The following is a 24,812-nucleotide window of genomic DNA, read 5'->3' on the forward strand; positions in this document are numbered from 1 at the left end:
ATTTTGCGAGATTGGGAAAATTTTCCTTTACGAATGAAAACAGAGTCCGTGAAGACATATTATGATTACTTAAAAACGAAGCGATTCAGTTTATTGTGCAAGGTGATATTTGATCGATGTTTGGCTGCAATTTTACTGATTTTACTATCTCCTTTGTTTTTATATATTGCTTATAAGATTCATAAAGATAGCCCTGGAGATGTGTTTTTTAAGCAAACACGAGTTACTCAATACGGAAGAGAATTTAAAATCTATAAATTTCGTACAATGGTGGCTAATGCTGAGGCATTGGGGTCTCAAGTAACTACAGATAATGATAAAAGAATTACAGCTATAGGTGAGAAGCTAAGAAAAACGCGCTTAGATGAAATTCCGCAACTTATCAATATTTTAAAAGGCGAAATGAGCTTTGTAGGAACTCGACCAGAAGTTCCCCAATATGTTGACGCATATACGGATGAGATGATGGCAACATTGTTATTGCCAGCTGGCGTAACAAGTGAGGCAAGTATTGAATATAAAGATGAGGACAGACTCTTATCTAATGCAGAAAATGCAGATAAAGAATATATTGAAAAAGTACTTCCTGAAAAAATGAAATGGAATTTAGAAAGTATACGAAATTATTCATTTAGTAGGGATCTAGTTACAATGATTAAAACAGTATTGGCGGTGATTAAGTGATAAAAGAATATCCTAAATATAGTGTTTTAATGACAGTGTATAAAAAAGATAAGCCACAGGATTTTTTGTTGAGCTTAGAAAGTATGTGCCGTCAAACAATATCACCCTCTGAAATTGTGATTGTTAAAGATGGACCTATCCCTCAGTCGTTGCAAGATATAATAGATCAGTGTAAGGAAAAATATTCTATAATTTTTAATGAAATTCAGCTGCCAATTAATAAAGGCTTAGGGTTGGCATTAAATGAAGGAATAGAACACTGTCATAATGAGCTAATAGCAAGAATGGATGCTGATGATTACTCTATGCCACAACGTTGTGAAAAACAATTAGATGCTTTTATGAGAAATCAAAGGTTGGATATTGTAGGGTGTTCTGTTAGTGAATTTATTGATGATATTAATAATATTATTGGAAAAAGAAGTGTTCCTTTAACAAATAATGAAATTTATCAATTTGCGAGAAGAAGAGATCCTTTTAATCATCCAACTGTAATGTATAGAAAATCATTTCTTAAAAAAATAGGTGGATATTCTGATTATAGGAAAAATCAAGATACTGATTTATGGATTAGAATGTTACAAAATCATGCTGAATGTTTAAATTTAGATGGTGATTTATTTAGATTCCGTTTTGATAAGGGAACATATCAAAAAAGGAAATCTTGGATTAATACAAAAATTTTAATTGAAATCAGATATAAAGCATGGAAATCAGGATTTAATTCTTTTGGGGATTTTTTTCTGATAGCTTGTTCTCAAACGACTATTTATTTGTTACCTAAGTTTATTCAGAAAATACTGTATCAATATATTTTGCGTAGATAAGGCTTATGATAGATAGAATAATTTTGAAAATTAGAGTTCTAGTACACTTTATGCTACATTTTTTTATATATAAAAAAGCTAAAGTTATTTTAAGAGGTGTTCCTAGAATATTGTATGGGCATCGGATAAAATTTGGAAACTTAATTAGATTAAATGATAATGTATTTATTCATGCAGTTAATGGTGTTGAAATTGGTGATAATACAACTCTTTCTTATGGTGTAGTTTTGTTAACAGAAAGTTATGATATTTCAAGTAAAAATAAGTATTTATTAAGAGAGCATAAAGGCGCTCCTATTAAAATTGGAAAAAATGTTTGGATTTGTGCAAACTCTACAATCCTTCCTGGGGTTTCTATTGCAGATAATATTATTGTAGGTGCTGGCTCTGTAGTGACTAAAGATTTAGATCGTGCAAATAGTTTGTATGCAGGTAATCCAGCTCGATTTATAAAAGAATTGGATTTTTGACTAATGAACTTATTACATATTACAGCAACGCATTTACGTTTAGAAGGGGGAATTCCCGTTGTATTAAATAAATTAGTATCTGCACAGAATAGAATACAAGGAGTTCAATCAAAGGTTTTATCTCTTACATCTGATATTAAGGATATAGACTCACCGTATTTTATACATATAAAAAAAGAACAACTTGAAGAGTATTTAACTCAAAATCGTCCAGATGCTGTAATTATACATAGCTTTTATTACATTCAATATAATTGGGTTTCTAAAGTTCTAAATAAAAAAAACATCCCTTATTTTATAGAACCTCATGGTTCTTTTGGTAGAGAAGCTTTAAAAAAATCACAGTTTAAGAAATGGATTGCTAATCATTTTATATTTAAACGATTAATAAAAAGAGCAAAAGGATTTGTCTTTTTGAACGATCAAGAAAAAAAACAATCTATTTTTATAACGAAGAACGATATAATTATTCCAAATGGGATTGATATCAGTACAATTAAAAGCCCCCTTGAGACAACTAAAGAAATTAAAAATAAAATCTATTTTATTGGACGCTATGATATAAATCATAAAGGTTTGGATTATTTTTTAGAGGCATTAAAAATTTTAGATAAAGAAAAGTATAATTTAGAAGTTAGTTTATTTGGTAAAGGGACAGATGAGGCTATTCGTTATATTGAAGATGCTATTAAAAAATTTTCTTATATTAAAGTATATTTGAATAGTTCAATTTCAGGACAAGAAAAAGATAATTTGTTGGAGCAAAATGCCCCTATGATCTTAACTTCAAGATATGAAGGTTTTCCAATGACAATTCTTGAAGCTTGGTCTTATGGGAATCCTTGTATAGTAACTTATGGAACAAATGTTTCATTAGAAGTCAGTGAAAATAATCTTGGTTGGGTTACCGATTTAAATTCATTTAACATTGCAAATTGTATAAAAAAAGCACTAATTGATTATAATAAAGATAGAGAAGGATATATTAAAAGATGTAAGAGATATGTGGAGCAGCATTATAATTGGGAAGAGATAGCATATGAATCATATGAGAAAATTAAATATAGTTTGGAACTATTTAAAAAATGATGATTGAACATTATATTTTGTTATTTTTATCAAGTTTGACTTTATATAGGTCAAGGTATCCGGAATTAAAACTAATTCTTTTATTATTTAAAAAGATTTTCTTAATTTCTGCTTTCTTTTTTATCTCTTTAAGAAGTTTTAATGTTGGAAATGATACATTAAATTATTTAGAACTATTTCAGTCAGTAGCTTATAATACATTTATTGATTATTTAAGTTCTACTAGATTTGAAGTGGGGTTTATGTTTTGGAATTATTTTTCTTATAAATATTTGACAGAAAATTTTACTATATATCTTTTTTGTGTGAATCTTTTTTATTTTATTACATCTATTTATTTCTATAATAAATATTCAAAAAGATCATACTGGGTATTCTTATGGTTTGTATTTGGGCTTTATTATGCTATGTTTACAACTATGAGAGCTTGTTTGGCTTTATCTTTTATTTATTTAGTTATTGATGCCTTATTTGAAAATAAAAGACTAAGATTTGTTCTTTTTTCCTTTTTAGCTATATTATTTCACTCTTCTTCAGCTTTAATTATTCTTATACTTTTAGGTGTGAATAGAAAAACTTATTTTATTTTTAAACACAAAGTGTTTCTTCTAGTAGTAGCAGGTATAAGTGCGTATTTCTTAAATATATTTGTTTCCTTTTTTTCATACTATTCTCATTATTTGGATACGAAATATGTGGGACTAAGACTGGCTAGTATTTTTAATTTTATGATTCTGCTAGGACTTTATGTGTTAAGTTATAGTAAGAAAATTAATGAAGATACTTTTCTTTTTAAGATTAATAGTTTTTTTTATTGTCAAGTATTAATATCTTTTGCAGCAATACAATTTAATTTGTTAGATAGATTTTCTCTATTTCTTTATCCTTTTGTTATTGTTTATTTATGTTTAATTTATTCTAAATTGAAATTAGATAAAAGGATGTTAATTATTTTATTGATAAGTGTTTTAATTGTATATCAAATATTTATATTTGTATATCGTCCAGATTGGAAAGGTATTTATCCTTATCACTTTGTTTTAGATAGTTTTTGTTAATTTTATTTAAAAATATTGAAGAGGGTTTTTAAATGATACGTAGGATTTTAAGAAATTATCCTGTTATTTATTCCATGGCAAGAAATATTCATATTTACTTTAATACGATAATTAATTTTTATAAAAATAAAAGAATAGGAGTTAGATACAAAAAATTATTACAGAATTATCCTTTAACTCAAAAAAAAATATGGTATTTTTGTGTTCCAACTCATAATAATTTAGGTGATTATGCTCAATACTATTGTATTTTAAAATTGTTGAAAGAGAACTACTCTGATATTCCTATTGTAGAAATTCCATCATCGCCAATAAGATATGATTATTGTGGATTTTTTCAGGAACTTAAAAATCATATTGGTAATTCTGATTTGATTATATTTCAAAGTGGTTACACATCTTCAGATCTGCATGATGATGAAATAGTTCATAGAAAAATAGTATCATATTTTAAGAAAAATAAGATTGTTTTTTTTCCTCAGACCGTTAGATATTCTAATGATTCTGAAATACTAAAAACAGCAAATATTTATAATGAACATGGTAATATTATTTTTTTAGCGAGAGATAGAGTGAGTTATAATGTAGCGAGTAAATGGTTTAAAAATATAAGAGTTATTTTATATCCAGATGTGGTTACTTCTTTAATCGGTACATATGTTCCTAAATATAATGTTACCACTAATATAAAAAAAGGTATTTTATTATGTATTAGATCAGATAGTGAGAAATTATTTTCTAATACAGAAATAAAAGAAATGTTATTGAGTATAGAAAATTCAAATAATATAGAATGGTTGGATACCACTTTAAATAAAGGAGAAGTTTGTGGAGAAAATATATTGGAGAAATATATTCAATTATTTTCAAGTAAAGAACTCATTATTACTGATAGATTTCACGGAACTATATTTTCACTAATAGCGAAAACCCCAGTTATAGTATTAAAAAGTATTGATCATAAAGTTACTGAAGGAGCAAAATGGTTTATTGATAAATATCCAGATTACATTAAATCTTTTGATAATTTATCAGAATGTAGAAAATTTATTGAAAATCATGATATTAAGCATGAATGTTTAGAAAAAATAACTCCTTACTTTAAAAAAGAATATTATGATAAACTTTTTTATTTGATAGATGAAGATTAGAATTATTAGGGTATTAAATATATGAAACATTTCATTAAACAAAAACTAAGAGCTATCTTATACATTTTGTTATCTTTAAAACCATTTTTATATGAATTTTGGTGTGTAATTTACGATAAAAGTTCTAAAATGGAAAGATTAGAAGCTCAAATTTTGATTTCTGTACATTCATTAGAAAAAGGTATGGGAATTAGAAATACAAGATTAGGATATGGAAGACAGAAAGCAGAAAATGTATTGAATTATCTGAATGAATATCTGTCATTAGGTTACTCTACAGAGTCCTATGCTTTCTGTGAGGCAATTGCAATACTAGAATCGTATATAGAATTTAATAGTAAAAATGAATTTCAGATTGATTCAATAAATTTTGGGTTAAAGAATATATTGGATAATTTGGATGAAAAGACTCTTTTAAAAATAAAGAACTATAAAGCAGGTGCTTATTTTATAGCAAAGCAAAAGTTCCTTGATGCTACTTACTTTGATTTTCAAGAATTTATCTTATCTCGTCATAGTATCAGAGATTATAGTGAAGAAATTGTACCTAAAGATACCATCATAAAAGCCATTGAAATTGCAAATTTAGCTCCTTCAGCATGTAATAGACAACCAATAAAAGTATATTGCACAACTGATGAAGAACAATCAAAGTATGTTGATTCATTAATAACAGGTAGTAATGGATTTAAAAATCAAATACATAATTTTATGATTATTACAAGTAATAGAAGGGCTTTTTTTGGAGGCGAGCAATTCCAATGGTATCTTAATGGAGGAATATATTTATCTTTTCTTACATTAGCATTGCATTCATTAGGAATTGGTAGCTGTATTATGCAATGGTTTCCATTCTATAAAACAGAAAAAGCATTAAAGAGATTTTTTGGTATAAAAAGAGCAGAAGCTATAGTTGCAATTATTGCTTTTGGATATTATAAATCTGAAAATAAGTGTATTTATGCACAGAGAAAAAATGCAGACGAAACCATATCTTTTTTAAATTCTAATTATAAAACTAAAATATAACTATGTCTTACAATTATAAATATGTTTCATTGATATCTAATATAGCTATATTTATGTTTGGTAGTTTTTTATCAAAATTATTAGCATTTCTTTTAATACCTTTATATACATCAGTATTAACTGCGGAGCAATATGGTATTGCTGAATTATATAATTCTATTCTTGAAATAGTATTTCCATTTACAACTTTATGCATTATAGAAGCTCTTTATAGGTTTTCTATTGATGAGCATAATCTGAATATACTGTTTTCTAATTCTATTGCTGTAATTTTCATTGGAAGTATTGTTTTTATTACTATATCTTTGGTTATTTATTATTTTATTTATCCGTATAAATATGTAAAGGAGTTTATTTTATTGTATTTAAGTATATCATTTTATATGCTGGCTATACAATTTTCTCGTGGATTGGGACATTCAAAGCGATATGCAATATACGGTATACTTAATACGTTGATATTAGTATTATCTAGTTATTATTTTTTAAAAATATTGAATTTAGGCATATCAGGATATTTATTGTCATTTTCTTTAGGGTATGCTATTACAGCTATTATAGCTTTCTTTCTATCACAAGAGTATAAGTACTTATTTCCTGTTAAATTTAATATGTTTTTAATGATTAAAATGTTTAAGTATAGTGTGCCTAATATACCTAATATGGTCTCTTGGTGGATGAATAATATTTTAGACAGATACATTATTTTATTTTTCTTAGGTATTGAATCAACAGGTCTTTATATAGCTGCAAGTAAACTTCCCTCTATTATAAATTTATTAAGTTCAGTTTTTCAAAAAGCATGGCAATATTCGACAGCAAAAGAATCAAAAGAAATAAACTCAAAAGATAATGTTTTATTTTTTTCCAATGTGTTTAATGTATATCAATTCATATGTTTCTTATTATCTTTCTTTATTATATCAATAATTGAACCAATTTCTTATTTCATTCTTAATGAAAAATTTTTTGCTGCTTGGAAATTCGTTCCTATATTATTAATAGCGGCTACTTTTGGATGTTTGTCAACATATTTTGGTGTTTTCTATAATGCTATAAAAGATAATAAAAATTTAATGATTTCCACAATATATGGAGCTTTTGTTAATTTTTTATTAAATATTGTTCTTATTCCTATATTGGGAATTTTTGGTGCTGTAATATCAACAGCAACGTCTTATGGTATTATAGCATATCTTCGTTATAGAGATTTGAACAATAGAATAGGTTTGATTCTTAATAAAAAAGTTATTTTTAGTGAAACCGTTTTGTTAATAATTTATTCAATATATATTATTTTTTCTAGTGAATGCCGCTTATATTTGATAGATTTATTCTTTTTGACTTTTATTGTTCTTTTGAATAAGGATACATTTGTTCTTATATATTCGGAATTAAAATCTAGAACTAGAATAAAAATTTTTAAAGTAAGGAATACTAAGTGAAAATCGCAATCGCTGGAACAGGCTATGTAGGGCTATCAAATGGAATTTTATTGGCACAACATAATCAAGTGGTTATGTTAGATATTGTGCCTGAAAAAGTTGCAATGTTAAATGATAGGAAATCCCCTATTGTGGATAAAGAAATTGAGGAGTATCTTGCTTCCAAGTCACTTAACTTTAAAGCAACACTAGATCCTCAAGAGGCATTTAGTGGAGCTGAATATATTATTATTTCTACTCCCACTAATTATGATCCTGATAAAAATTATTTTGATACCTCTTCAGTTGAAAACGTTATTGAGGAAGTTTTAGCTATTAACCCATCTGCAACAATGATTATTAAATCTACTATTCCTGTAGGTTATACGGAAAAAGTACGTGAGAGATATAATACGAACAATATTATTTTTTCACCTGAGTTTTTACGAGAAGGAAAGGCTCTTTATGATAATTTGTATCCTTCTCGTATCGTAGTGGGAGAGGAGTCTGAACGTGCACATAAGTTTGCTTCTTTATTGGCACAAGGTGCAATTAAACAAGATATTCCGATGTTGTTTACCGGTTCAACAGAAGCTGAGGCTATTAAATTATTTGCCAATACTTATCTGGCATTACGTGTAGCTTATTTTAATGAGTTGGATTCCTATGCTGAAATTAGAGGATTGAATACAGCAGAGATTATCAAAGGGGTTTGTTTAGATCCTAGAATTGGAGATTTCTATAATAATCCATCTTTTGGTTATGGTGGATACTGTTTACCAAAAGATACTAAACAGCTATTGGCTAATTATTCAAATGTCCCTCAAAATTTAATTACTGCTATTGTAGATGCTAATCGTACCCGTAAAGATCATATTGCTGATATGATCATTGCTCGTAAGCCTAAGATAGTTGGTGTTTATCGTTTAACAATGAAAACCTCTTCTGATAATTTTAGAGCTTCAGCGATTCAAGGTGTAATGAAAAGGGTTAAAGCAAAAGGAATAGAGGTTATTGTTTATGAGCCTACTCTTGATGTTGATGAGTTTTTCCATTCGCGTGTAGAAAAGGATTTAGCAACTTTCAAACAACAAGCGGATGTTATTGTTGCTAATCGTTTATCAGAAGATTTAAGGGATGTGAAGGATAAGGTTTATACTCGGGATTTATTTGTGCGTGATTAAAAATAAGTGAGCAAAAAATGAATATATTTGATAACAAGAAAAAGGTTTTGATTACTGGTGCCGCTGGCTTTATTGGGTTTCATTTAGCGAAACGTTTGTTGGAATTGGGAGCCAAGGTTTGTGGCTTTGATAGTGTTAATGATTATTATGATGTGCAATTAAAAGAAGATCGCTTAAAAATTCTTTCACAATTTAATAGTTTTTCTTTTGTTCGAGCAAATTTAGCAGATGCACAAGCGGTAAACCATTGTTTTGAGGAATTTGATCCAGATATTGTTGTCAATTTAGCAGCACAAGCAGGGGTTCGTTATAGTATTGATAATCCATATGCTTATGTTGAATCAAATTTAATAGGCTTTTTTAATATTTTAGAGGCTTGTCGTCATTATCCCGTAGAGCATCTTTTGTTTGCTTCAAGCTCTTCTGTTTATGGCAACCAACAAAAAACACCGTTTAGTACTTCGGATAATGTTGATCAGCCAATTAGTTTTTATGCTGCTACAAAAAAATCGAATGAATTAATGGCATATACTTATAGTCATTTATATGGTATTCCATCAACTGGATTACGTTTTTTTACAGTATATGGTCCTTTTGGACGTCCTGATATGGCTTATTTTAAATTTACGAATATGATTTATGCCGGTCAAGCAATTAAGATATATAACCAAGGTGATATGTATCGTGATTTTACATATATTGATGATATCGTAAAAGGGATTGAAAATATGCTTTGTAATCCTCCGCAAGCTAATAGCCAAGGTGATCATTACAAGGTGTATAACATCGGTAATAACCAGCCAGAAAAATTAATGTATTTTATAGAGACATTAGAAAAATCTCTAGGTATGCAGGCAGAAAAAGAATATCTTCCTATGCAAGATGGGGATGTTTATCAAACTTATGCTGATGTGAGCGAGTTAGAGAGAGATTTTGGATTTAAGCCTAGTACTTCCATAGAGGATGGACTTGGGCGATTCGCAAAATGGTATAAGGAGTATTATTCTAAGTAAATAGCTTAACTTAATACTACTGATAGTTGTGATTTCAGGATAGTAGAGTATGTTGTCCTGTGTTCAACATTTAATTTCCTTCTTTCCCAATAAACAGCCCCTTCAAAAAATGGTAAATAAACTCAAAATTTAAATTTTGAGTTTATTTACCATTTTCATCTATGTAACAATCTGGTTTTTTGTAGAAATTCTTGTAGGTTGAAATATTATTGCTCGATCTTTCCTTAATCTAGATGTTTTTATACCAAATAGAGGGGGAATCAATATTCATTGATGCTTATGGATAAAAATAGCTTTTATTAAGGGTAGAAGCATTATTATCTAATAAATAATAAATTTATCTAAAACGCTCTACAAACCCTCTTTTATATTTGATATGACTTTGAATATTTTTCTCAGCATCTTTTTTATCCCAAATCTGTAATTCCCAGGGGTAATAAAAGTTATTGGAATTTTTGAAATAGATGTGGATACCGATATATTCTTCCTTATCTCTAAGATACCAGTTTTTTAAACCATATTTTTCTTTCCAATTGTCAAGCTGTTCCATAATTTGTGAAATATCTTCACTAGATACTATAATGCGAGCACCAAAAATATCATTCAAAATACTATTAACCGGATAACCTTCGCTCCTTTGTTGGAAACGTTTAATTTTTTCTAAAATAGATTCTGATGTTTTAACACGATAAAAATAGGAAATATCATATAAATCGGCACGGTAGAGATAATCATTAATTGATTCGTGTAGATTTAAGCGATATGCAAGAATATGTTGAACAGGTACTTTCGATAGCGTATGTTTTAAATTTACTTTTTCAATCTTACCTGTTTCAAAATAATCTTTTGAAAAAGCAAGGTGCACTTTATTTATTTCATCAATAAGTCTTTCTACTTTTTCCAACATTTTTTAATCCTTCAATAAAAAATATTATTCAAAACGTTTTCTTTTTTAATTTTAAGAAGATAAATAAAAATTAATCCCCATAAATCTCACGATAAAGTTGTGATTCAAAACGGACTAGCGGCGCACGTTTGGTTTTATCTTCCAAATCACCGGTGGAATAGCCGTTGATAAATTGAACGAATGCGACTTTTTCACCACGGGTGTTATTGAGGAAACCGGCGAGGTTGTAAACGCCTTTAAGGGAGCCGGTTTTAGCAATGACATTTTTCACCAACGGTGAGCCGATCAATGAACCACGACCGCTGATGGTGCCGTCAACACCGGCGATTGGGAAAGTTTGCATTAATTTGAGCGTGTTGTCGTTGCGAGCAATGTATTCCAATGCTTGCAACATCGTATTAGCGCTGATCAGATTTTGGCGTGAAAGCCCTGAACCATCGGCAATCACACTGTTACCAAAGCGGATATTGGTGTTTTTCTCTAGAATTCTTCTCACCGCCATTCCACCTAATTGGAATGTCGCTGGGCGTTTATAGTAGTAATAAGCAATTGTTCTGAATAATGCATCTGCAATTTGGTTATCAGAATGTTTCATCATTTTTTTCAACAATTCCGGCAAGGCTTTAGACTGATGAGTAGCTAAAACATTACCTTGCTGTGGTTGGAATGGTATTTGAACTCGCCCACTGAATGAAATGCCGAGATTTTTTAACATTCTTTGTGAAATCGCTACAGCATAGCTATCGGTATCTTGCACCGCAAAACTTAAACCGAATTTTTTCGGTTGACGGCGGATACAGCCTTTGAGTTGATAACGGTTATTGTCGTTACTGACCACATCAAATTGACAATAGCCCGCTTCATTGTCATTAACGATATAAACTTGGCTAAACATCTGAATTGGGTATTGAGAAGGAACATCAATACGAACTAAACTGCCAACAGAACCACTGGCATCAATGTTTACAGAAAAACAGTTACCGTCAATATTCACCGCTGCTGGTGGCGCATTAAAACACATTGTTAAATCGTTCCAAATCCAGCCCAAGCCACGGTCGTGGGAAGCAAAAATGGAGGTATCTAAAATTAAATCACCATTGATTTGGCGAATTCCTTGTTTTTTTAAAGTGGCGAGTAGGTTGTAAAGCTGTCCGCTAGTTAAGTCTGGATCTCCACTAAATTTGATAATTAAATCACCTTTTAAATGCCCATTTTCAATTTTTCCGTTGGTTAATAAGCTGGTTTGAAATTTAAATTGATCAGTTAATAGCAGCTTTGCGGCAATGGCGGTAAATACCTTTTGTGTACTTGCAGGCAACATAAACATATCGCTTTGATAGCTAGCAACGGTTTGGTTAGTGGCAAGATTTTTGGCAGCGATCGTAACATTTGTGCCTTTAGGTAATTCATTGATTAGTGGAGGCACATCAACAGTAGCATTTACGAATTGGCTAAATGTTAAACAACTTAATATAGGAAGCAGATATTTTAAAGATTTACGAATGTACGTATTGATTGAAATAGAGAAGATCATAACAACGGTTTTTAATATTGATATTTTTTGCAATGCGGTAAATAATAATAGCTCTCGTTGATTTCGTAAATCACAATTTATTATTTTTGCCACATAAGTACAATGTTTATTGCTTATGTGGTTTTGTTTTGACTGTTAATTAATACGTTAAAAGGGATCAAAATAATGCAACAAATTCCGATGACAGTACGCGGTGCTAATCTTTTACGTGAAGAACTTGATTATTTAAAGAATGTGCGTCGTCCAGAAATTATTAAAGCAATTGCCGAAGCGCGAGAGCATGGTGATTTAAAGGAAAATGCAGAATATCACGCTGCTCGTGAGCAACAGGGATTTTGTGAAGGACGTATTCAAGAAATTGAAGGCAAATTGTCTAATGCACAAATTATTGATATAACGAAAATTGCGAATAATGGACGTGTAATTTTTGGTGCAACAGTCGTGTTAGTGAATGTGGAAACTGATGATGAAGTAACTTATCAAATCGTTGGTGATGATGAAGCCGATATTAAGCAAGGGCTAATTTCGGTCAATTCACCGATTGCACGTGGTTTAATCGGTAAAGAAGTGGATGATAATGTCACGATTACAACCCCAGGCGGTAAAGTTGAGTTTGATATTATCAATGTGGAATATCGTTAATACCTCTTTTAAGCTTTAGGATTGCCCGCTTTCTTTTGAAGCGGGCGTATTTTTTGGAAAAAGCTCATTCTCATTAATTCAATCTGTATAACCAATAACCCTCTTATTGATGTTGATTGCTGATCAGTGAACGCATTCGTGATAAAAATTTTGTAAATTCTGTGATAAGATAACGACCGAATTTTAACTAGAACGATGATATAGATAAGAAAATGGATAGATTGTGGGTAAAAAATTATCCGGCTGAATCAAGAATGGATCCGAATACGTTGGCATTATCTTCTTTAGTAGAAATGTTGGAAAAAGCGGTAAGAGAACATCCGGATAGACCGGCTTATGTCAATATGGGGCAAGTTTTAACTTATCGTAAATTAGAAGAGCGTAGCCGAGCATTTGCAGCTTATTTACAGAATGAGTTGAAGTTGGAACGAGGTGATCGCGTTGCATTGATGATGCCGAATTTGTTGCAATATCCAATTGCACTGTTTGGTATTTTGCGAGCTGGTATGGTGGTGGTGAATGTTAATCCGCTTTATACTCCGAGAGAATTAGAGCATCAGCTCAAAGATAGCGGTGCAACCGCGATAGTGGTGGTTTCCAACTTTGCTTCGACATTAGAAAAAGTTGTTTTTAATACTGATGTGAAGCACGTGATTTTAACTAGAATGGGCGATCAACTTTCATTCGGTAAGCGGACGTTAGTCAATTTTGTGGTTAAATATATCAAAAAGCTAGTGCCGAAATATAAATTACCGCACGCCGTAACTTTCCGTGAAGTGTTAAGGGTTGGTAAATATCGTCAATATATTCGTCCGGAAATTGGTAAAAAAGATCTTGCATTTCTGCAATATACTGGCGGTACAACCGGTGTGGCGAAAGGAGCAATGCTCACTCACGGCAATATGATTTACAACATTGCACAGGCAAAATGGTTGGCTGAGCCTTTTGTTAAAGCTGGTAATAATCGTTATGCCACTATTATTTTGCCGATGTATCACGTTTTCTCTTTAACCGTGAATGCATTATTGTTTATTGATTTTGGACTTACTGGTATTTTAATCACTAACCCTCGTGATTTGCCTAATTTGATCAAAGAGTTAAAGCGTTATCGTCCGATAGCGATCACAGGTGTAAATACTTTATTTAATTCGTTATTACAGCAAGAAGAGTTAAAAAATGTTGATTTCTCTCAGCTAAAATTAACTGTTGGTGGTGGAGTATCTGTGCAAAAAGCGATTGCACAACGTTGGTATGATTTAACTGGTTGTCATATTTTAGAAGGTTACGGAATGACAGAGTGTTCACCGTTGATTGCTTGTAATCCAGCGAATTTCGCCGGACACGCTGGTAAAATCGGCGTGCCAGTGCCGGATACCGATATTAAAATTATGGATGATAATGGCAATGAACTTGGGCTTAATCAACCGGGTGAGCTTTGGGTGAAAGGCGCACAGGTGATGCAAGGTTATTGGAATAAACCGGAAGAAACCGCAGCAGTGTTAAAAGATGGTTGGATGGCGACCGGTGATATAGTTGAAATGGATGATGACTATCAGTTGCGTATTGTTGATCGTAAGAAGGATATGATCATTGTTTCTGGTTTTAATGTCTATCCGAATGAAGTAGAAGACGTTATTATGTTGAATCCGAAAGTGGCTGAAGCCGCTGTAATTGGTGTGCCTCATCCGGTTTCAGGAGAGATTATCAAAGCTTTTGTGGTAAAAAAAGATGAAAGTTTAACTCGGGAAGAGTTGCGTAAACATTGTCGTAGTGGTCTAACAGGTTATAAGATTCCACGAGAAATTGAGTTTCGTGAAGAGTTGCCAAAAAGTAATGTCGGAAAAATTTTACGCCGTGTTGTGCGTGATGAAGAGCTGGCAAAACGAGCAAAAATAGCAGCACAAAATTAATCTGAATTTCATCATTGGCTCAAACGCTGAAGATGACGATAATGCGTTACATATTAAGATAGTTTTCGCAAACAGTAATGTACAGTAAGGTAAATAAGGCATGGATTTCATGCCTTTCTTTTTGAAAGATAGACACGCAGAATGATTCCTTATCAATTTATTCAACAAGATTCACAATTAAAGCAGCTATGCGAACAAGCACGGCATTATTCAGTAGTGGCATTGGACACTGAGTTTGAGAGAATACGCAGTTATTATGCCAAATTAGGGTTGATTCAGCTTTATTTCGGTAAAGATGTTGCATTGATCGATCCTCTAAACATAACTGATTGGCAGCCCTTTGTTGAGTTGCTTAGTGATAAAAATGTATTGAAAATTTTGCACGCTAGTGGGGAAGATATAGAGATTTTTCATCAACAATTTCAGCAAATTCCGATGCCAATGTTAGATACTCAAATTATGGCAAATTTTTTAGGATTTCAGCAATCTGTTGGTTTTGCACTATTAGTACAACATTATTTACAGATAGAGTTGGATAAAAAAGCATCAAGAACAGATTGGTTGAAACGACCGTTAAGCGAAAGACAGCTTAATTATGCGGCGGCGGATGTTTATTATTTATTGCCGATTTACCAAAAAATGGCGATTGCAATGGAAAGTTCGGAGTGGAAAAATGCGATTCAGCAGGAGTGTAATGCTTTTGCACAAAAACGTTGTCGCCAAATTTCACCGGAAAAAGCTTATCTAGATATTGGCAATACGTGGCGTTTAACTCGAGCAGAATTGAATAATTTGAAATTCTTAGCAAAATGGCGTTTTCAGGAAGGAGTAAAACGTAACATTGCGCTGAATTTTATTGTCAGTAGTGAAGGTTTAATTCAAGTGGCTATTCACGCTCCAGTTCATACCTCGCAACTAGTGGAATTAGGTTTATACCCTAAAGAAATTAAACGGTATGGCAAAAAATTATTGCTGTTGTTGGAGCAGGCAAAACGTGTGCCTGAAGAACAATACCCTGAATTAATTGAAAATATTTCAGAACGTCCACACTATAAAAAATATTTGAATTTGTTACATAAAGAGCTAAAAGTGATGGTGCAAAACAAAGTGCCATTACAAGTTGTTGCAAGCAAGAAATCACTGCACCAATTTTTAAAATGGTATTGGATGGGACAATCCCAACAAAAATTACCTGATTTGCTGTGTGGTTGGCGTGCGATTTATGGCAAAAAATTATTGAATAGCCTTAAAACAGCTGTAGAAAATGAGAGTTGAATTATGTTTTTTATAAAAAATGACATTTTTTTTTGTAAAAAATATAATTAAAAAGAAAAAAGATTATTTTTAGATTATTTTATTTGCATAATTTATATTTTCCGCTATCTTAAAGTGCGGCGGAGATCAAAGATCTCTTAATTTTCAACACAACAGTATAGAAAATTATAAATTATGGTTACTTCATCTCGTTTTATAACATTACTATTTCAAGGTTCGTTAGTGAAAAGAATTGCTATCGGTCTTGTATTAGGGATATTTTTAGCACTGATTTCTCCTTATTTAGAACCAATATTAGGTACTAATTTGGCAGAAAATGTTAGTATTCTTGGTCAAATTTTTGTCCGTTCTTTACGTTCTATTGCACCGATTTTGATTTTTGTATTGGTGATGTCTGCGATTGCTAATCGTAAAGTCGGTGAGAAAAGCAACTTAAAAAGCATTATCTATTTATATTTATTAGGTACGTTTCTATCCGCATTGGTGGCGGTGGTTGCCAGTTTCTTATTCCCGACCGAGTTAGCGTTGGGGGATGCGGAAAAATCTATCGCACCGCCGGAAAGCGTGACTCAAGTGTTGAGCACTTTAATTTTTAACGTGGTGGATAACCCGTTCAATGCGCTTTTCAACGCTAACTTTATTGGCATTTTGGCGTGGGCAATCGGTTTAGGAGCGGCATTGCGTCACGCTTCAGATACTACTAAAAATTTATTGTTAGATATTTCTGAAGCGGTTTCTATGGTCGTGAAGGTTGTGATTGCCTTTGCGCCAATCGGAGTGTTCGGTTTAGTGGCAAGTACCTTGGCAGATAAAGGTTTATCCGCATTAGGTGGTTATATCCAAGTATTGGCGGTATTAATTGGTTCAATGCTGTTTGTTGCTTTTGTTATCAATCCTATTTTGGTGTTCTGGAAAACCAGAGAAAATCCATATCCGTTAGTTTGGACCTGTATTCGTGTTAGTGGCTTAACTGCATTTTTCACTCGTAGTTCAGCGGCAAATATTCCGGTTAATATGGAGTTGGCACAACGCTTGGGCTTGAAAGAAGAAACTTATTCAGTTTCTATTCCATTAGGTGCAAGCATTAATATGGGCGGTGCTGCCATTACTATTACCATCTTAACTTTAGCGGCAGTACATACTTTAGGCATTGAAGTTACATTACCGACCGCATTATTGTTAAGCCTTGTTGCTAGTATCTGTGCCTGTGGTGCATCCGGTGTTGCTGGAGGTTCATTGTTACTCATTCCTTTAGCGTGTAGTTTATTTGGAATTTCAAACGATATTGCAGCGCAGGTTATTGGGGTTGGCTTTATTATCGGTGTGTTACAAGATTCAACAGAAACCGCTTTAAACTCTTCTACAGATGTTATTTTCACTGCAGCAGCGTGTAAAGAGGAAGAACGTAAAAGCCGAGCTTAATTATTTGTGATTATTTTGGCAGAAATAAATGGAGTGGAATAATTTCCACTCCATTTTTCTTTGCGAAATTTGGGATTATGAGATATTCCTTTAGGTATTTTTTCTCTAATTATTTAAAAAGTTGAGAGCAAAAGTTGGTACGGATGCGATAAAAAGCCCGAACTTTCGATCGGGCAATATTAGATAAGTTAAATAACAATAAGAAGTAGATTGCTATTTGAGTGGTTAAAAATTAACGAGTGGAAAGCTGGAAAATCATCGCTTCGGCTTGGCAACAAAACTCAAATGCTGCTTTTAATTGATAACCGCCGTCAACTTGAGAAATTTCACTTGTGATTTTGCAAGGTTCGCTTTCGGCTGCTTTTGCTTTTTCAGTTAAATAGTCAAGTGCTTGTTGGGCTTGTTCTTCAGAGGCATAAACTTGAGCAAAATTAACGCTACAGTCTTCATTATCGATAACCGTGCCAACATCAACACAACAACAAACTTTTGCTTCTTCAGGTTTACATTTCATTTGACTCATAAATAACTCCAATTCAAAAAAAGTGATAAAAAAACAAATTTATTTTAACACGATGTTGCAAGAAAACCGCTGAGAGTTTATTTAATTTGATCTATATCAAGCTGATTTCGAGGTTGACTGGTCTAATCACTTCGCTTTAAATCCTTATTGTGTTGAGTTATGCCGTGATATTACATAAGATTCAGGCTCTTAAATTGGCACTAGTAATTAATTAAATAATAAGGAAACTAATTAATGCGTTTACTTTCAAAAACTTTACTTGCAAGTTTGGTTGCAGTTGCATCTCAAGGAGCATTTGCCTCTGCTTTCCAATTACATGAAACCTCAACTTCCGGTTTAGGCCGTGCTTATGCGGGGGATGCGGCAGTGGCGGAAAATGCTTCTGTAGTGGCAACCAACCCAGCATTAATGACTTTCTTTAAACAGCCTGAAATTTCCATTGGTGGTATTTATGTTCGTCCGAATATTGATTTAAAAGGCGAAACATTTGGAAACAATGCAGATGCTGATAACATCGCTACGAAAGAAGTGCTGCCATATGTTTATGCGGTTTATCCAATCAATGATCGTTTTGCTGTCGGCGGCGGAGTAAACGTAAATTATGGCTTGGCGACAGAATTTAATAACAGCTATAATGCCGGCTTTTTTGGCGGTAAAACGGATTTAACCACGATTAATTTTAATTTAAGTGGTGCCTATCGTGTCAGTAATAATTTCAGTGTTGGCGTTGGTGTAAATGCAGTGTATGCCGATGCAGTAGTTGAGCGTCGTGTGGGGATTTTAAACTTAGCTGTAGCGTCTTCATTGGCTCAAAAAGCTCAAGATGCCGCTGTTCAATCTAACAATGCTGAAGCTCAGCAATATGCACAAATGGCACAACAAGCTAAAACATTGGATAAATCTGCAATTTTACACAAGTTAGAAGGTGATACTTGGGGTTATGGTTGGAATGTCGGTGCAGTTTATGAGTTTAATGAAAATAACCGTATCGGTTTATCCTATCACTCTCATATCAGTTTAGATTTTGATGGTAATTATACAACTGATATTCCATCAACATTACGTTCGGCTTTTGGTGTAACAAGTGGTAATGGTACGGGATCATTAAAACTTCCTCTGCCTGCTTATTGGGAAGTTGCTGGCTATCACCGTTTAGTACCTAAATTTGCAGTAACTTATAGTATTAAGCGGACTGAGTGGAGTCGTTTCAAAGAGCTATATGCACATAATGGTGGAAATAAATTATTCCAGAAAGATGAAAATTTCAGTGATACTACGCGTATAGCAGTAGGTTTTATCTATGATATGACAGAATCATTGACATTGCGTGCTGGAATCGCTCATGATGAAACTGCGGTAAGTCAAAATTATCACTCTATTTCAATCCCTGATACTGACCGTATGTGGTACAGTTTTGGTACAACTTATCGTTTTACACCAAATTTATCTGTTGATGCAGGTTATGCTTTTGTGAAAGGTAAAAACTTATCTTTTGATGAGAAGCAAGGTTCATTAAAAGGGACGTTCCACTCAAAATCTACCGCACATTTATTCGGTCTAGGATTAAACTACCGTTTCTAAATTTTCAATAAATTTCAAAGCAAAGGCTGACATTGTTCAGCCTTTTTTGTTATATATTAGAGAAAAATTGTTAAGGATTACGAATGACCTCTTTTTTCAGTGAAAAACTACAACAATTAGCGCAAATCGGGCAAAGACGAGCATTTCCACAAATTGAACATCAAGGTAAGTGGATTGTGCGACAAGGAGATAAGTTATTAAATCTTTCTTCTAATGATTATTTAGGTATTGCAGCAGAACCACAAATTTTAACGCAATTTTTGGCGGGAATCTCACAACAGTTATTGCCTTTAACCAGTTCTTCCTCAAGATTATTAACTGGAAATTTCCCGATTTATGAAGACTTGGAACAATGCATTGCACAAGATTATCAACGCCAAGCCTGTCTATTATTTAATAGCGGTTACCACGCCAATATCGGTATTTTGCCAGCAGTAACTGATCGACATACATTGATCGTGGCGGATAAATTTGTTCACGCCAGTATTATTGATGGTATTCGTCTGGCTGAATGCAAATGGATGCGTTATCGTCATAATGATTACCAACATTTGTCGAATATTTTGCAAAAAGTGGCGGCAGATTATCAATGTATTATTATTGTGACAGAAAGTGTGTTCAGTATGGATGGCGATGTTGCTGATTTATCGGCATTAACAGCGCTGAAACAGCAATATGATAATGTTTTATTGTATGTTGATGAAGCTCACGCTGTTGGAGTTTTCGGTGAAAAGGGGCTTGGTATTGCTGAACAGCAGGGGTACATCAATCAGATTGATTTTTTAGTCGGCACGTTTGGCAAGGCACTCGCTTCAACAGGAGCATTTGTTGTATGTGAGCAAGAGGTAAAAGATTATTTGATTAACACGATGCGACCGCTGATTTTTTCCACCGCTTTGCCTCCATTTAATGTAGCTTGGAGCTATTTTGTTTGGCAAAAACTTGCTAGTTTTCACGACCGTCGCCAACATTTAGTTAAAATAAGTCAACAGTTACGAAATTTTATTCAAGATGAGCTGAACTTGCCGATGCCGAGCGAAACGAATGTTGTGCCTTATATTGTTGGTGAAAATCAGCGAGCATTGGAGATTGCTCATCGTTTACAGCAATATCATTTTTATGCATTGCCTATTCGTCCACCGACAGTACCAAAAGGAACGGCGCGCATTCGTTTTTCATTAACAGCTGCAATTAATGAAGAGGAAATTGTTGAATTAATGAAAACATTGAAAGAATTACAATAAGGATTTTAGATGAAAACAGAGTTTATTGAACAACAAGGTTCGAATTTAATTCTCTATTTTGCAGGTTGGGGAACGCCACCTAGTGCGGTAGCGCATCTACAAATACCACAAAATTTTGATTTATTAATCTGTTACGACTATCAGGATTTACAGTTGCAATTTGATTTTTCCGCTTATAACGACATCTATTTAGTAGCGTGGTCAATGGGTGTTTGGGTGGCAGAACAAGTATTGCAGAATGTCGCCATTCATAAAGCGGTTGCTATTAATGGCACATCTAAACCGAATGATGATCTATTTGGTATTCCGACGGATATCTTTCAGGGAACATTAGATAATTTAAATACTACTACAAGAAATAAATTTGAACGTAGAATGTGTCAAAGTCGAGAGCTGTTGGCTCAATATCAACAATTGCCGGATTATCGCTCATTAGAAAATATACAACGGGAGTTGTCATTTCTTGCTCAACAAATCAAGCAGCGACCAGCGGTAATATTTCAATGGCATCAGGCGTGGATTGCAACACAGGATTATATTTTCCCAGTGATTAATCAACAAACTTATTGGCAACCTCGTTGTGTAATTAAAAGAATTGAAGCCGGACATTATGCTTTTCCTTATTTTCAGCAATGGCAACAATTATGGCACTGATTGATAAAGAACAGGTGGCGAAACGTTTCCAAACAGCGCAGTTCAGTTATGGGCAACAGGCGATAGCGCAGCAGAAAATTAATCAACATTTGATAGAGTTATTACAGACAACAGGAAAACATCAGTTTTATCGTGTGTTAGAAATTGGCTGTGGCACGGGTGATTTAAGTGAACGATTAATAAAAGCAGTAAAAATAACTGAATTGGATCTGAACGATCTTTACCTTAGCGATAATATTCACCAAAATTTACAGCAAAAACGATGTGCTAATGTAGATCAGGTACGTTTTATTGGTGGTGATATTGAACAATTAAAGTTAACACAGCATTATGATTTGATTATCTCAGCATCAACAGTACAGTGGCTACATCATAAAGAAGCTTTTTTAGCAAAATGTGCAAAGCATCTTAATGCTAATGGGATGCTGTTATTTAACACTTTTGCGCCAAATAACTTAACGGAAATCAGCACATTAACCGGAGTCGGTTTAACTTATCCAACAACTCAAGAATGGCAATACTGGCTTAAACCACATTTTTTATTGGAGCATTTAGACACGGAAACGATTCGCCTAAGATTTGATTCACCACTGACAGTATTACGTCATTTAAAAGCAACTGGCGTAACGGCTGTTCAAAAAACGGTATGGACAAAAGGAAAACTTCAACAATTTTGTCAAGCATATCAACAGCAATATGCGTTGGCGGATGGTTCGGTTTATTTGAGTTATGTGCCATTATATTTTGTTGCGAGGAAATTATCATAGTGTGAGGTTGTTTTTAACCAAGAGATGGTTTTATTTTGTTGTGATTAGGTCTTGAATGAATGGGGAGCTTTTAGGGCGAAATTTAAACTAAAGAATTAAAGTTGAAAATTACAATAAAAAATTCAATAAAATCCTTGCCCAAGCAAAAAATATATGTATAATACGCCACGTATTTCAGACGCGGGGTGGAGCAGCTTGGTAGCTCGTCGGGCTCATAACCCGAAGGTCGTTGGTTCAAATCCAGCCCCCGCAACCAATTTTAAAAATTAAAATTGGTTTAGTTTTAAGAGTGATAAGCCCCGTTAGGGGTTTTTTTGTGGAATAAATTTAAGTAGATAAATTTATTTGTTCAGTTTGGTTAACACGAAGAAACGGGGCTATAAGCCCTTTTTTTGTACCTTAATTTTGACAATTAACAAGGAGATTATCTTTGGCAACGCTAGAGCAAAAATTACAAGATTTATTACAACCTACTGTTGAAGATATGGGGTTTGAACTGCTCGGGGTTGAATGTACTCGAGCTGGTCGTTATTCAACAGTCCGTTTATATATAGATAAAGAAAATGGCGTAACTATTGATGATTGTAGTGATGTGAGTCGTGAAGTCGGTGCAATTTTAGATGTTGAAGATCCGATTAGCGATAAATATAACCTTGAAGTGTCATCACCAGGCTTGGATCGCCCTTTATTTACTTTAGCGCATTATCAACGTTTTGTTGGTGAAGAGGTTGTAATTCATTTACGTATCGCAATGTCAGGTCGCCGAAAATGGCAAGGTGATTTAGTTAAAGTTGATGGCGATATGATTACTTTAAACGTAGAGGGACAGGAACAGGTATTTGCTTTTAGTAACATTCAAAAAGCTAATATTGTGCCGAAAATTTCCTTCTAAATTAGAATTTAAGAGATGATAGAGAGACAAAGATGAGTAAAGAAATTTTATTAGCGGCTGAAGCCGTATCAAACGAAAAGTTATTACCTCGAGAGAAAATTTTTGAAGCGTTGGAAAGTGCCCTCGCTATTTCAACCAAGAAAAAATATGAACAAGATATTGATGTACGTGTTTCAATTGATCAAAAAAACGGTGATTTTGTTACTTTTCGTCGTTGGTTAGTGGTAGAACATGTGACCCACCCAACCAAAGAAATTACGTTGGAAGCGGCACAAATAGAAGAACCGGAAATTCAATTAGGTGAATATATTGAAGATGAAATTGAATCTATTCCTTTTGATCGTATTACAATGCAAACTGTGCGTCAGGTTATCAGTGCTAAAATTCGCGATGCTGAACGTAATAAAGTGGTTGAACAATTCAAAGAACGTGAAGGTGAAATCATCACTGGTATTGTAAAAAAAGTAAATCGTGAAAATGTTATCCTTGATCTAGGAAACCAAGCTGAAGCAATTATTCTGCGTGAAGATTTGTTACCACGTGAAAATTTCCGTGCAGGAGATCGTGTGCGTGGTGTGTTATATAAAGTCAATGCTGATACGAAAGGGCCTCAACTTTTCGTAACCCGTTCTAAACCGGAAATGTTGATTGAATTATTCAAAATTGAAGTACCAGAAATTGGTGAGGGCGTGATTGAAATTAAAGCGGCAACGCGTGATGCTGGGGTACGAGCAAAAATTGCAGTGAAGAGCCACGATAAGCGAATTGATCCAGTTGGTGCTTGTGTTGGTATGCGTGGTGCGCGCGTTCAAGCTATTACCAATGAACTGGATGGCGAACGTGTGGATATCGTGCTTTGGGATGACAATCCGGCACAATTTGTGATTAATGCGATGGCTCCGGCAGATGTAGTTTCCATTGTGGTGGATGAAGACAAAAAATCAATGGATATTGCAGTTGAAGCCGCTAATTTGGCACAAGCTATTGGGCGTAATGGGCAGAATGTGAATTTAGCTTCTCGTCTTACTGGTTGGAAATTAAATGTAATGAGCAGTGATGATTTAGAAAACCAACATCAGGCTGAGAATCAAAAAACAATGAACTTATTTATGGAAGCGCTTGATATTGATGAAGATTTTGCCAATCTTCTGACTGAAGAAGGTTTCAGAAATTTAGAAGAGATTGCGTATGTACCGATTGAAGAGTTGCTAGAAATTGACGGTTTTGATGAAGATCTTGCTGAAGAGTTACGCAATAGAGCGAAAGAAGCATTGACAAAAATTGCATTGGCAGAAGAAGAAGCATTGGCAAATATTGATGTGGAAGAGGCTTTACTTAAATTGGATGGAATGAACCGTCATTTGGCTGTGAAGTTAGCTGAAAAGAAAATTACCACATTGGAAGAACTTGCCGAACAGGGAGTTGATGATTTAGCGGATATCGAAGGATTATCGGCAGAACAGGCGGCTCAATTGATTATGGCAGCACGTAATATTTGCTGGTTCGGAAATGAAGAATAATAAGGTGGCGTA

Annotated in this window: 23 protein-coding genes and 1 tRNA gene; 21 read left to right on the plus strand and 3 right to left on the minus strand. The window is 33.3% G+C overall.

What is annotated here, in order from left to right; all coding sequences use genetic code 11:
* The first annotated feature begins 3 nt into the window (after window positions 1–3).
* From JP36_RS03650 to JP36_RS03695, 10 genes are read left to right on the plus strand one after another with little or no spacing between them, the layout of a single operon-like run.
* Window positions 4–684, plus strand: coding sequence for a sugar transferase (locus tag JP36_RS03650; protein ID WP_418904660.1), 681 nt, complete (start codon window positions 4–6; stop codon window positions 682–684).
* Window positions 681–1,511, plus strand: a complete 831-nt coding sequence (locus JP36_RS03655) for a glycosyltransferase (protein WP_052119439.1) — start codon at window positions 681–683, stop codon at window positions 1,509–1,511. The genes JP36_RS03650 and JP36_RS03655 overlap by 4 nt, the downstream gene beginning before the upstream one ends.
* Window positions 1,512–1,516: 5 nt before the next feature.
* Complete coding sequence (locus JP36_RS11900; RefSeq protein WP_018346546.1) at window positions 1,517–1,981, plus strand: acyltransferase; 465 nt, start codon at window positions 1,517–1,519, stop codon at window positions 1,979–1,981.
* Between the two features lie 3 nt (window positions 1,982–1,984).
* Window positions 1,985–3,070: a glycosyltransferase gene (locus JP36_RS03665; protein ID WP_018346545.1), complete on the plus strand. Its 1,086-nt coding sequence runs from the start codon at window positions 1,985–1,987 to the stop codon at window positions 3,068–3,070.
* Window positions 3,067–4,128, plus strand: coding sequence for an EpsG family protein (locus JP36_RS03670; protein ID WP_018346544.1), 1,062 nt, complete (start codon window positions 3,067–3,069; stop codon window positions 4,126–4,128). Before JP36_RS03665 ends, JP36_RS03670 begins: the two co-directional genes overlap by 4 nt.
* Window positions 4,129–4,160: 32 nt before the next feature.
* On the plus strand, window positions 4,161–5,279 hold the full coding sequence (locus JP36_RS03675; protein WP_081964333.1) for a polysaccharide pyruvyl transferase family protein: 1,119 nt from the start codon (window positions 4,161–4,163) through the stop codon (window positions 5,277–5,279).
* Window positions 5,280–5,300: 21 nt separating this feature from the next.
* Complete coding sequence (locus JP36_RS03680) at window positions 5,301–6,308, plus strand: nitroreductase family protein (RefSeq protein WP_039172069.1); 1,008 nt, start codon at window positions 5,301–5,303, stop codon at window positions 6,306–6,308.
* A 2-nt stretch (window positions 6,309–6,310) separates the two neighbouring features.
* Entirely contained in the window at window positions 6,311–7,753 is a 1,443-nt protein-coding gene (locus tag JP36_RS03685) for a lipopolysaccharide biosynthesis protein (RefSeq protein WP_081964334.1), read from the plus strand.
* A complete protein-coding gene (locus JP36_RS03690; protein WP_039172070.1) occupies window positions 7,750–8,916 on the plus strand; it encodes a nucleotide sugar dehydrogenase in 1,167 nt (388 codons plus the stop codon). The genes JP36_RS03685 and JP36_RS03690 overlap by 4 nt, the downstream gene beginning before the upstream one ends.
* A 17-nt stretch (window positions 8,917–8,933) precedes the next feature.
* Window positions 8,934–9,929: an NAD-dependent epimerase gene (locus JP36_RS03695; RefSeq protein WP_039172071.1), complete on the plus strand. Its 996-nt coding sequence runs from the start codon at window positions 8,934–8,936 to the stop codon at window positions 9,927–9,929.
* Window positions 9,930–10,266: 337 nt separating this feature from the next.
* Here JP36_RS03695 and JP36_RS03700 read toward each other — a convergent pair whose 3' ends face one another.
* Window positions 10,267–10,836, minus strand: coding sequence for a GTP pyrophosphokinase (locus JP36_RS03700; RefSeq protein WP_039172073.1), 570 nt, complete (start codon window positions 10,834–10,836; stop codon window positions 10,267–10,269).
* A 70-nt stretch (window positions 10,837–10,906) separates the two neighbouring features.
* Window positions 10,907–12,367, minus strand: a complete 1,461-nt coding sequence (dacB, locus tag JP36_RS03705; RefSeq protein ID WP_418904661.1) for a serine-type D-Ala-D-Ala carboxypeptidase — start codon at window positions 12,365–12,367, stop codon at window positions 10,907–10,909.
* Between the two features lie 168 nt (window positions 12,368–12,535).
* On the opposite strand from dacB, the gene greA reads away from it, so the two are divergent.
* The 4 genes from greA (at window position 12,536) to sstT (ending at window position 17,619) form a co-directional block, all read left to right on the plus strand.
* Window positions 12,536–13,012 carry a transcription elongation factor GreA gene (gene greA, locus JP36_RS03710; protein ID WP_039087163.1) on the plus strand — a complete coding sequence of 159 codons (477 nt, stop codon included), beginning with the start codon at window positions 12,536–12,538 and terminating at the stop codon, window positions 13,010–13,012.
* A gap of 212 nt (window positions 13,013–13,224) precedes the next feature.
* A complete protein-coding gene (gene fadD / locus JP36_RS03715) occupies window positions 13,225–14,922 on the plus strand; it encodes a long-chain-fatty-acid--CoA ligase FadD (RefSeq protein WP_039137303.1) in 1,698 nt (565 codons plus the stop codon).
* Between the two features lie 141 nt (window positions 14,923–15,063).
* Window positions 15,064–16,197 (plus strand): ribonuclease D, encoded by a 1,134-nt coding sequence (gene rnd, locus JP36_RS03720; RefSeq protein ID WP_039172074.1) that lies wholly within the window; start codon window positions 15,064–15,066, stop codon window positions 16,195–16,197.
* Window positions 16,198–16,371: 174 nt separating this feature from the next.
* Entirely contained in the window at window positions 16,372–17,619 is a 1,248-nt protein-coding gene (gene sstT, locus JP36_RS03725; protein ID WP_039136877.1) for a serine/threonine transporter SstT, read from the plus strand.
* 232 nt (window positions 17,620–17,851) lie between these two features.
* Here the strand turns inward: sstT and JP36_RS03730 are convergent, their stop codons facing one another.
* On the minus strand, window positions 17,852–18,142 hold the full coding sequence (locus tag JP36_RS03730; RefSeq protein ID WP_039136876.1) for a YfcZ/YiiS family protein: 291 nt from the start codon (window positions 18,140–18,142) through the stop codon (window positions 17,852–17,854).
* A 234-nt stretch (window positions 18,143–18,376) separates the two neighbouring features.
* Here JP36_RS03730 and JP36_RS03735 point away from each other — a divergent pair, with 234 nt between their 5' ends.
* From JP36_RS03735 to nusA, 7 genes are all read left to right on the plus strand, one after another.
* A complete protein-coding gene (locus tag JP36_RS03735; RefSeq protein WP_039172075.1) occupies window positions 18,377–19,723 on the plus strand; it encodes an outer membrane protein transport protein in 1,347 nt (448 codons plus the stop codon).
* An 83-nt stretch (window positions 19,724–19,806) separates the two neighbouring features.
* Window positions 19,807–20,967, plus strand: coding sequence for an aminotransferase class I/II-fold pyridoxal phosphate-dependent enzyme (locus tag JP36_RS03740; protein WP_039136874.1), 1,161 nt, complete (start codon window positions 19,807–19,809; stop codon window positions 20,965–20,967).
* Window positions 20,968–20,976: 9 nt separating this feature from the next.
* The gene (locus JP36_RS03745; protein ID WP_039136872.1) at window positions 20,977–21,621 is read left to right on the plus strand and encodes a DUF452 family protein; all 645 of its coding nucleotides are present in this window, start codon (window positions 20,977–20,979) and stop codon (window positions 21,619–21,621) included.
* A complete protein-coding gene (gene bioC / locus JP36_RS03750; RefSeq protein WP_039172077.1) occupies window positions 21,612–22,388 on the plus strand; it encodes a malonyl-ACP O-methyltransferase BioC in 777 nt (258 codons plus the stop codon). Before JP36_RS03745 ends, bioC begins: the two co-directional genes overlap by 10 nt.
* Before the next feature lie 179 nt (window positions 22,389–22,567).
* Window positions 22,568–22,644, plus strand: a tRNA-Met gene (locus tag JP36_RS03755).
* Window positions 22,645–22,818: 174 nt separating this feature from the next.
* The gene (gene rimP, locus JP36_RS03760; RefSeq protein WP_039136868.1) at window positions 22,819–23,280 is read left to right on the plus strand and encodes a ribosome maturation factor RimP; all 462 of its coding nucleotides are present in this window, start codon (window positions 22,819–22,821) and stop codon (window positions 23,278–23,280) included.
* A 32-nt stretch (window positions 23,281–23,312) separates the two neighbouring features.
* Entirely contained in the window at window positions 23,313–24,800 is a 1,488-nt protein-coding gene (gene nusA, locus JP36_RS03765) for a transcription termination factor NusA (protein WP_039136866.1), read from the plus strand.
* The last annotated feature ends 12 nt before the right edge of the window (window positions 24,801–24,812 follow it).

The organism is Gallibacterium genomosp. 1 (assembly GCF_000771875.1).
GTDB lineage: Bacteria > Pseudomonadota > Gammaproteobacteria > Enterobacterales > Pasteurellaceae > Gallibacterium.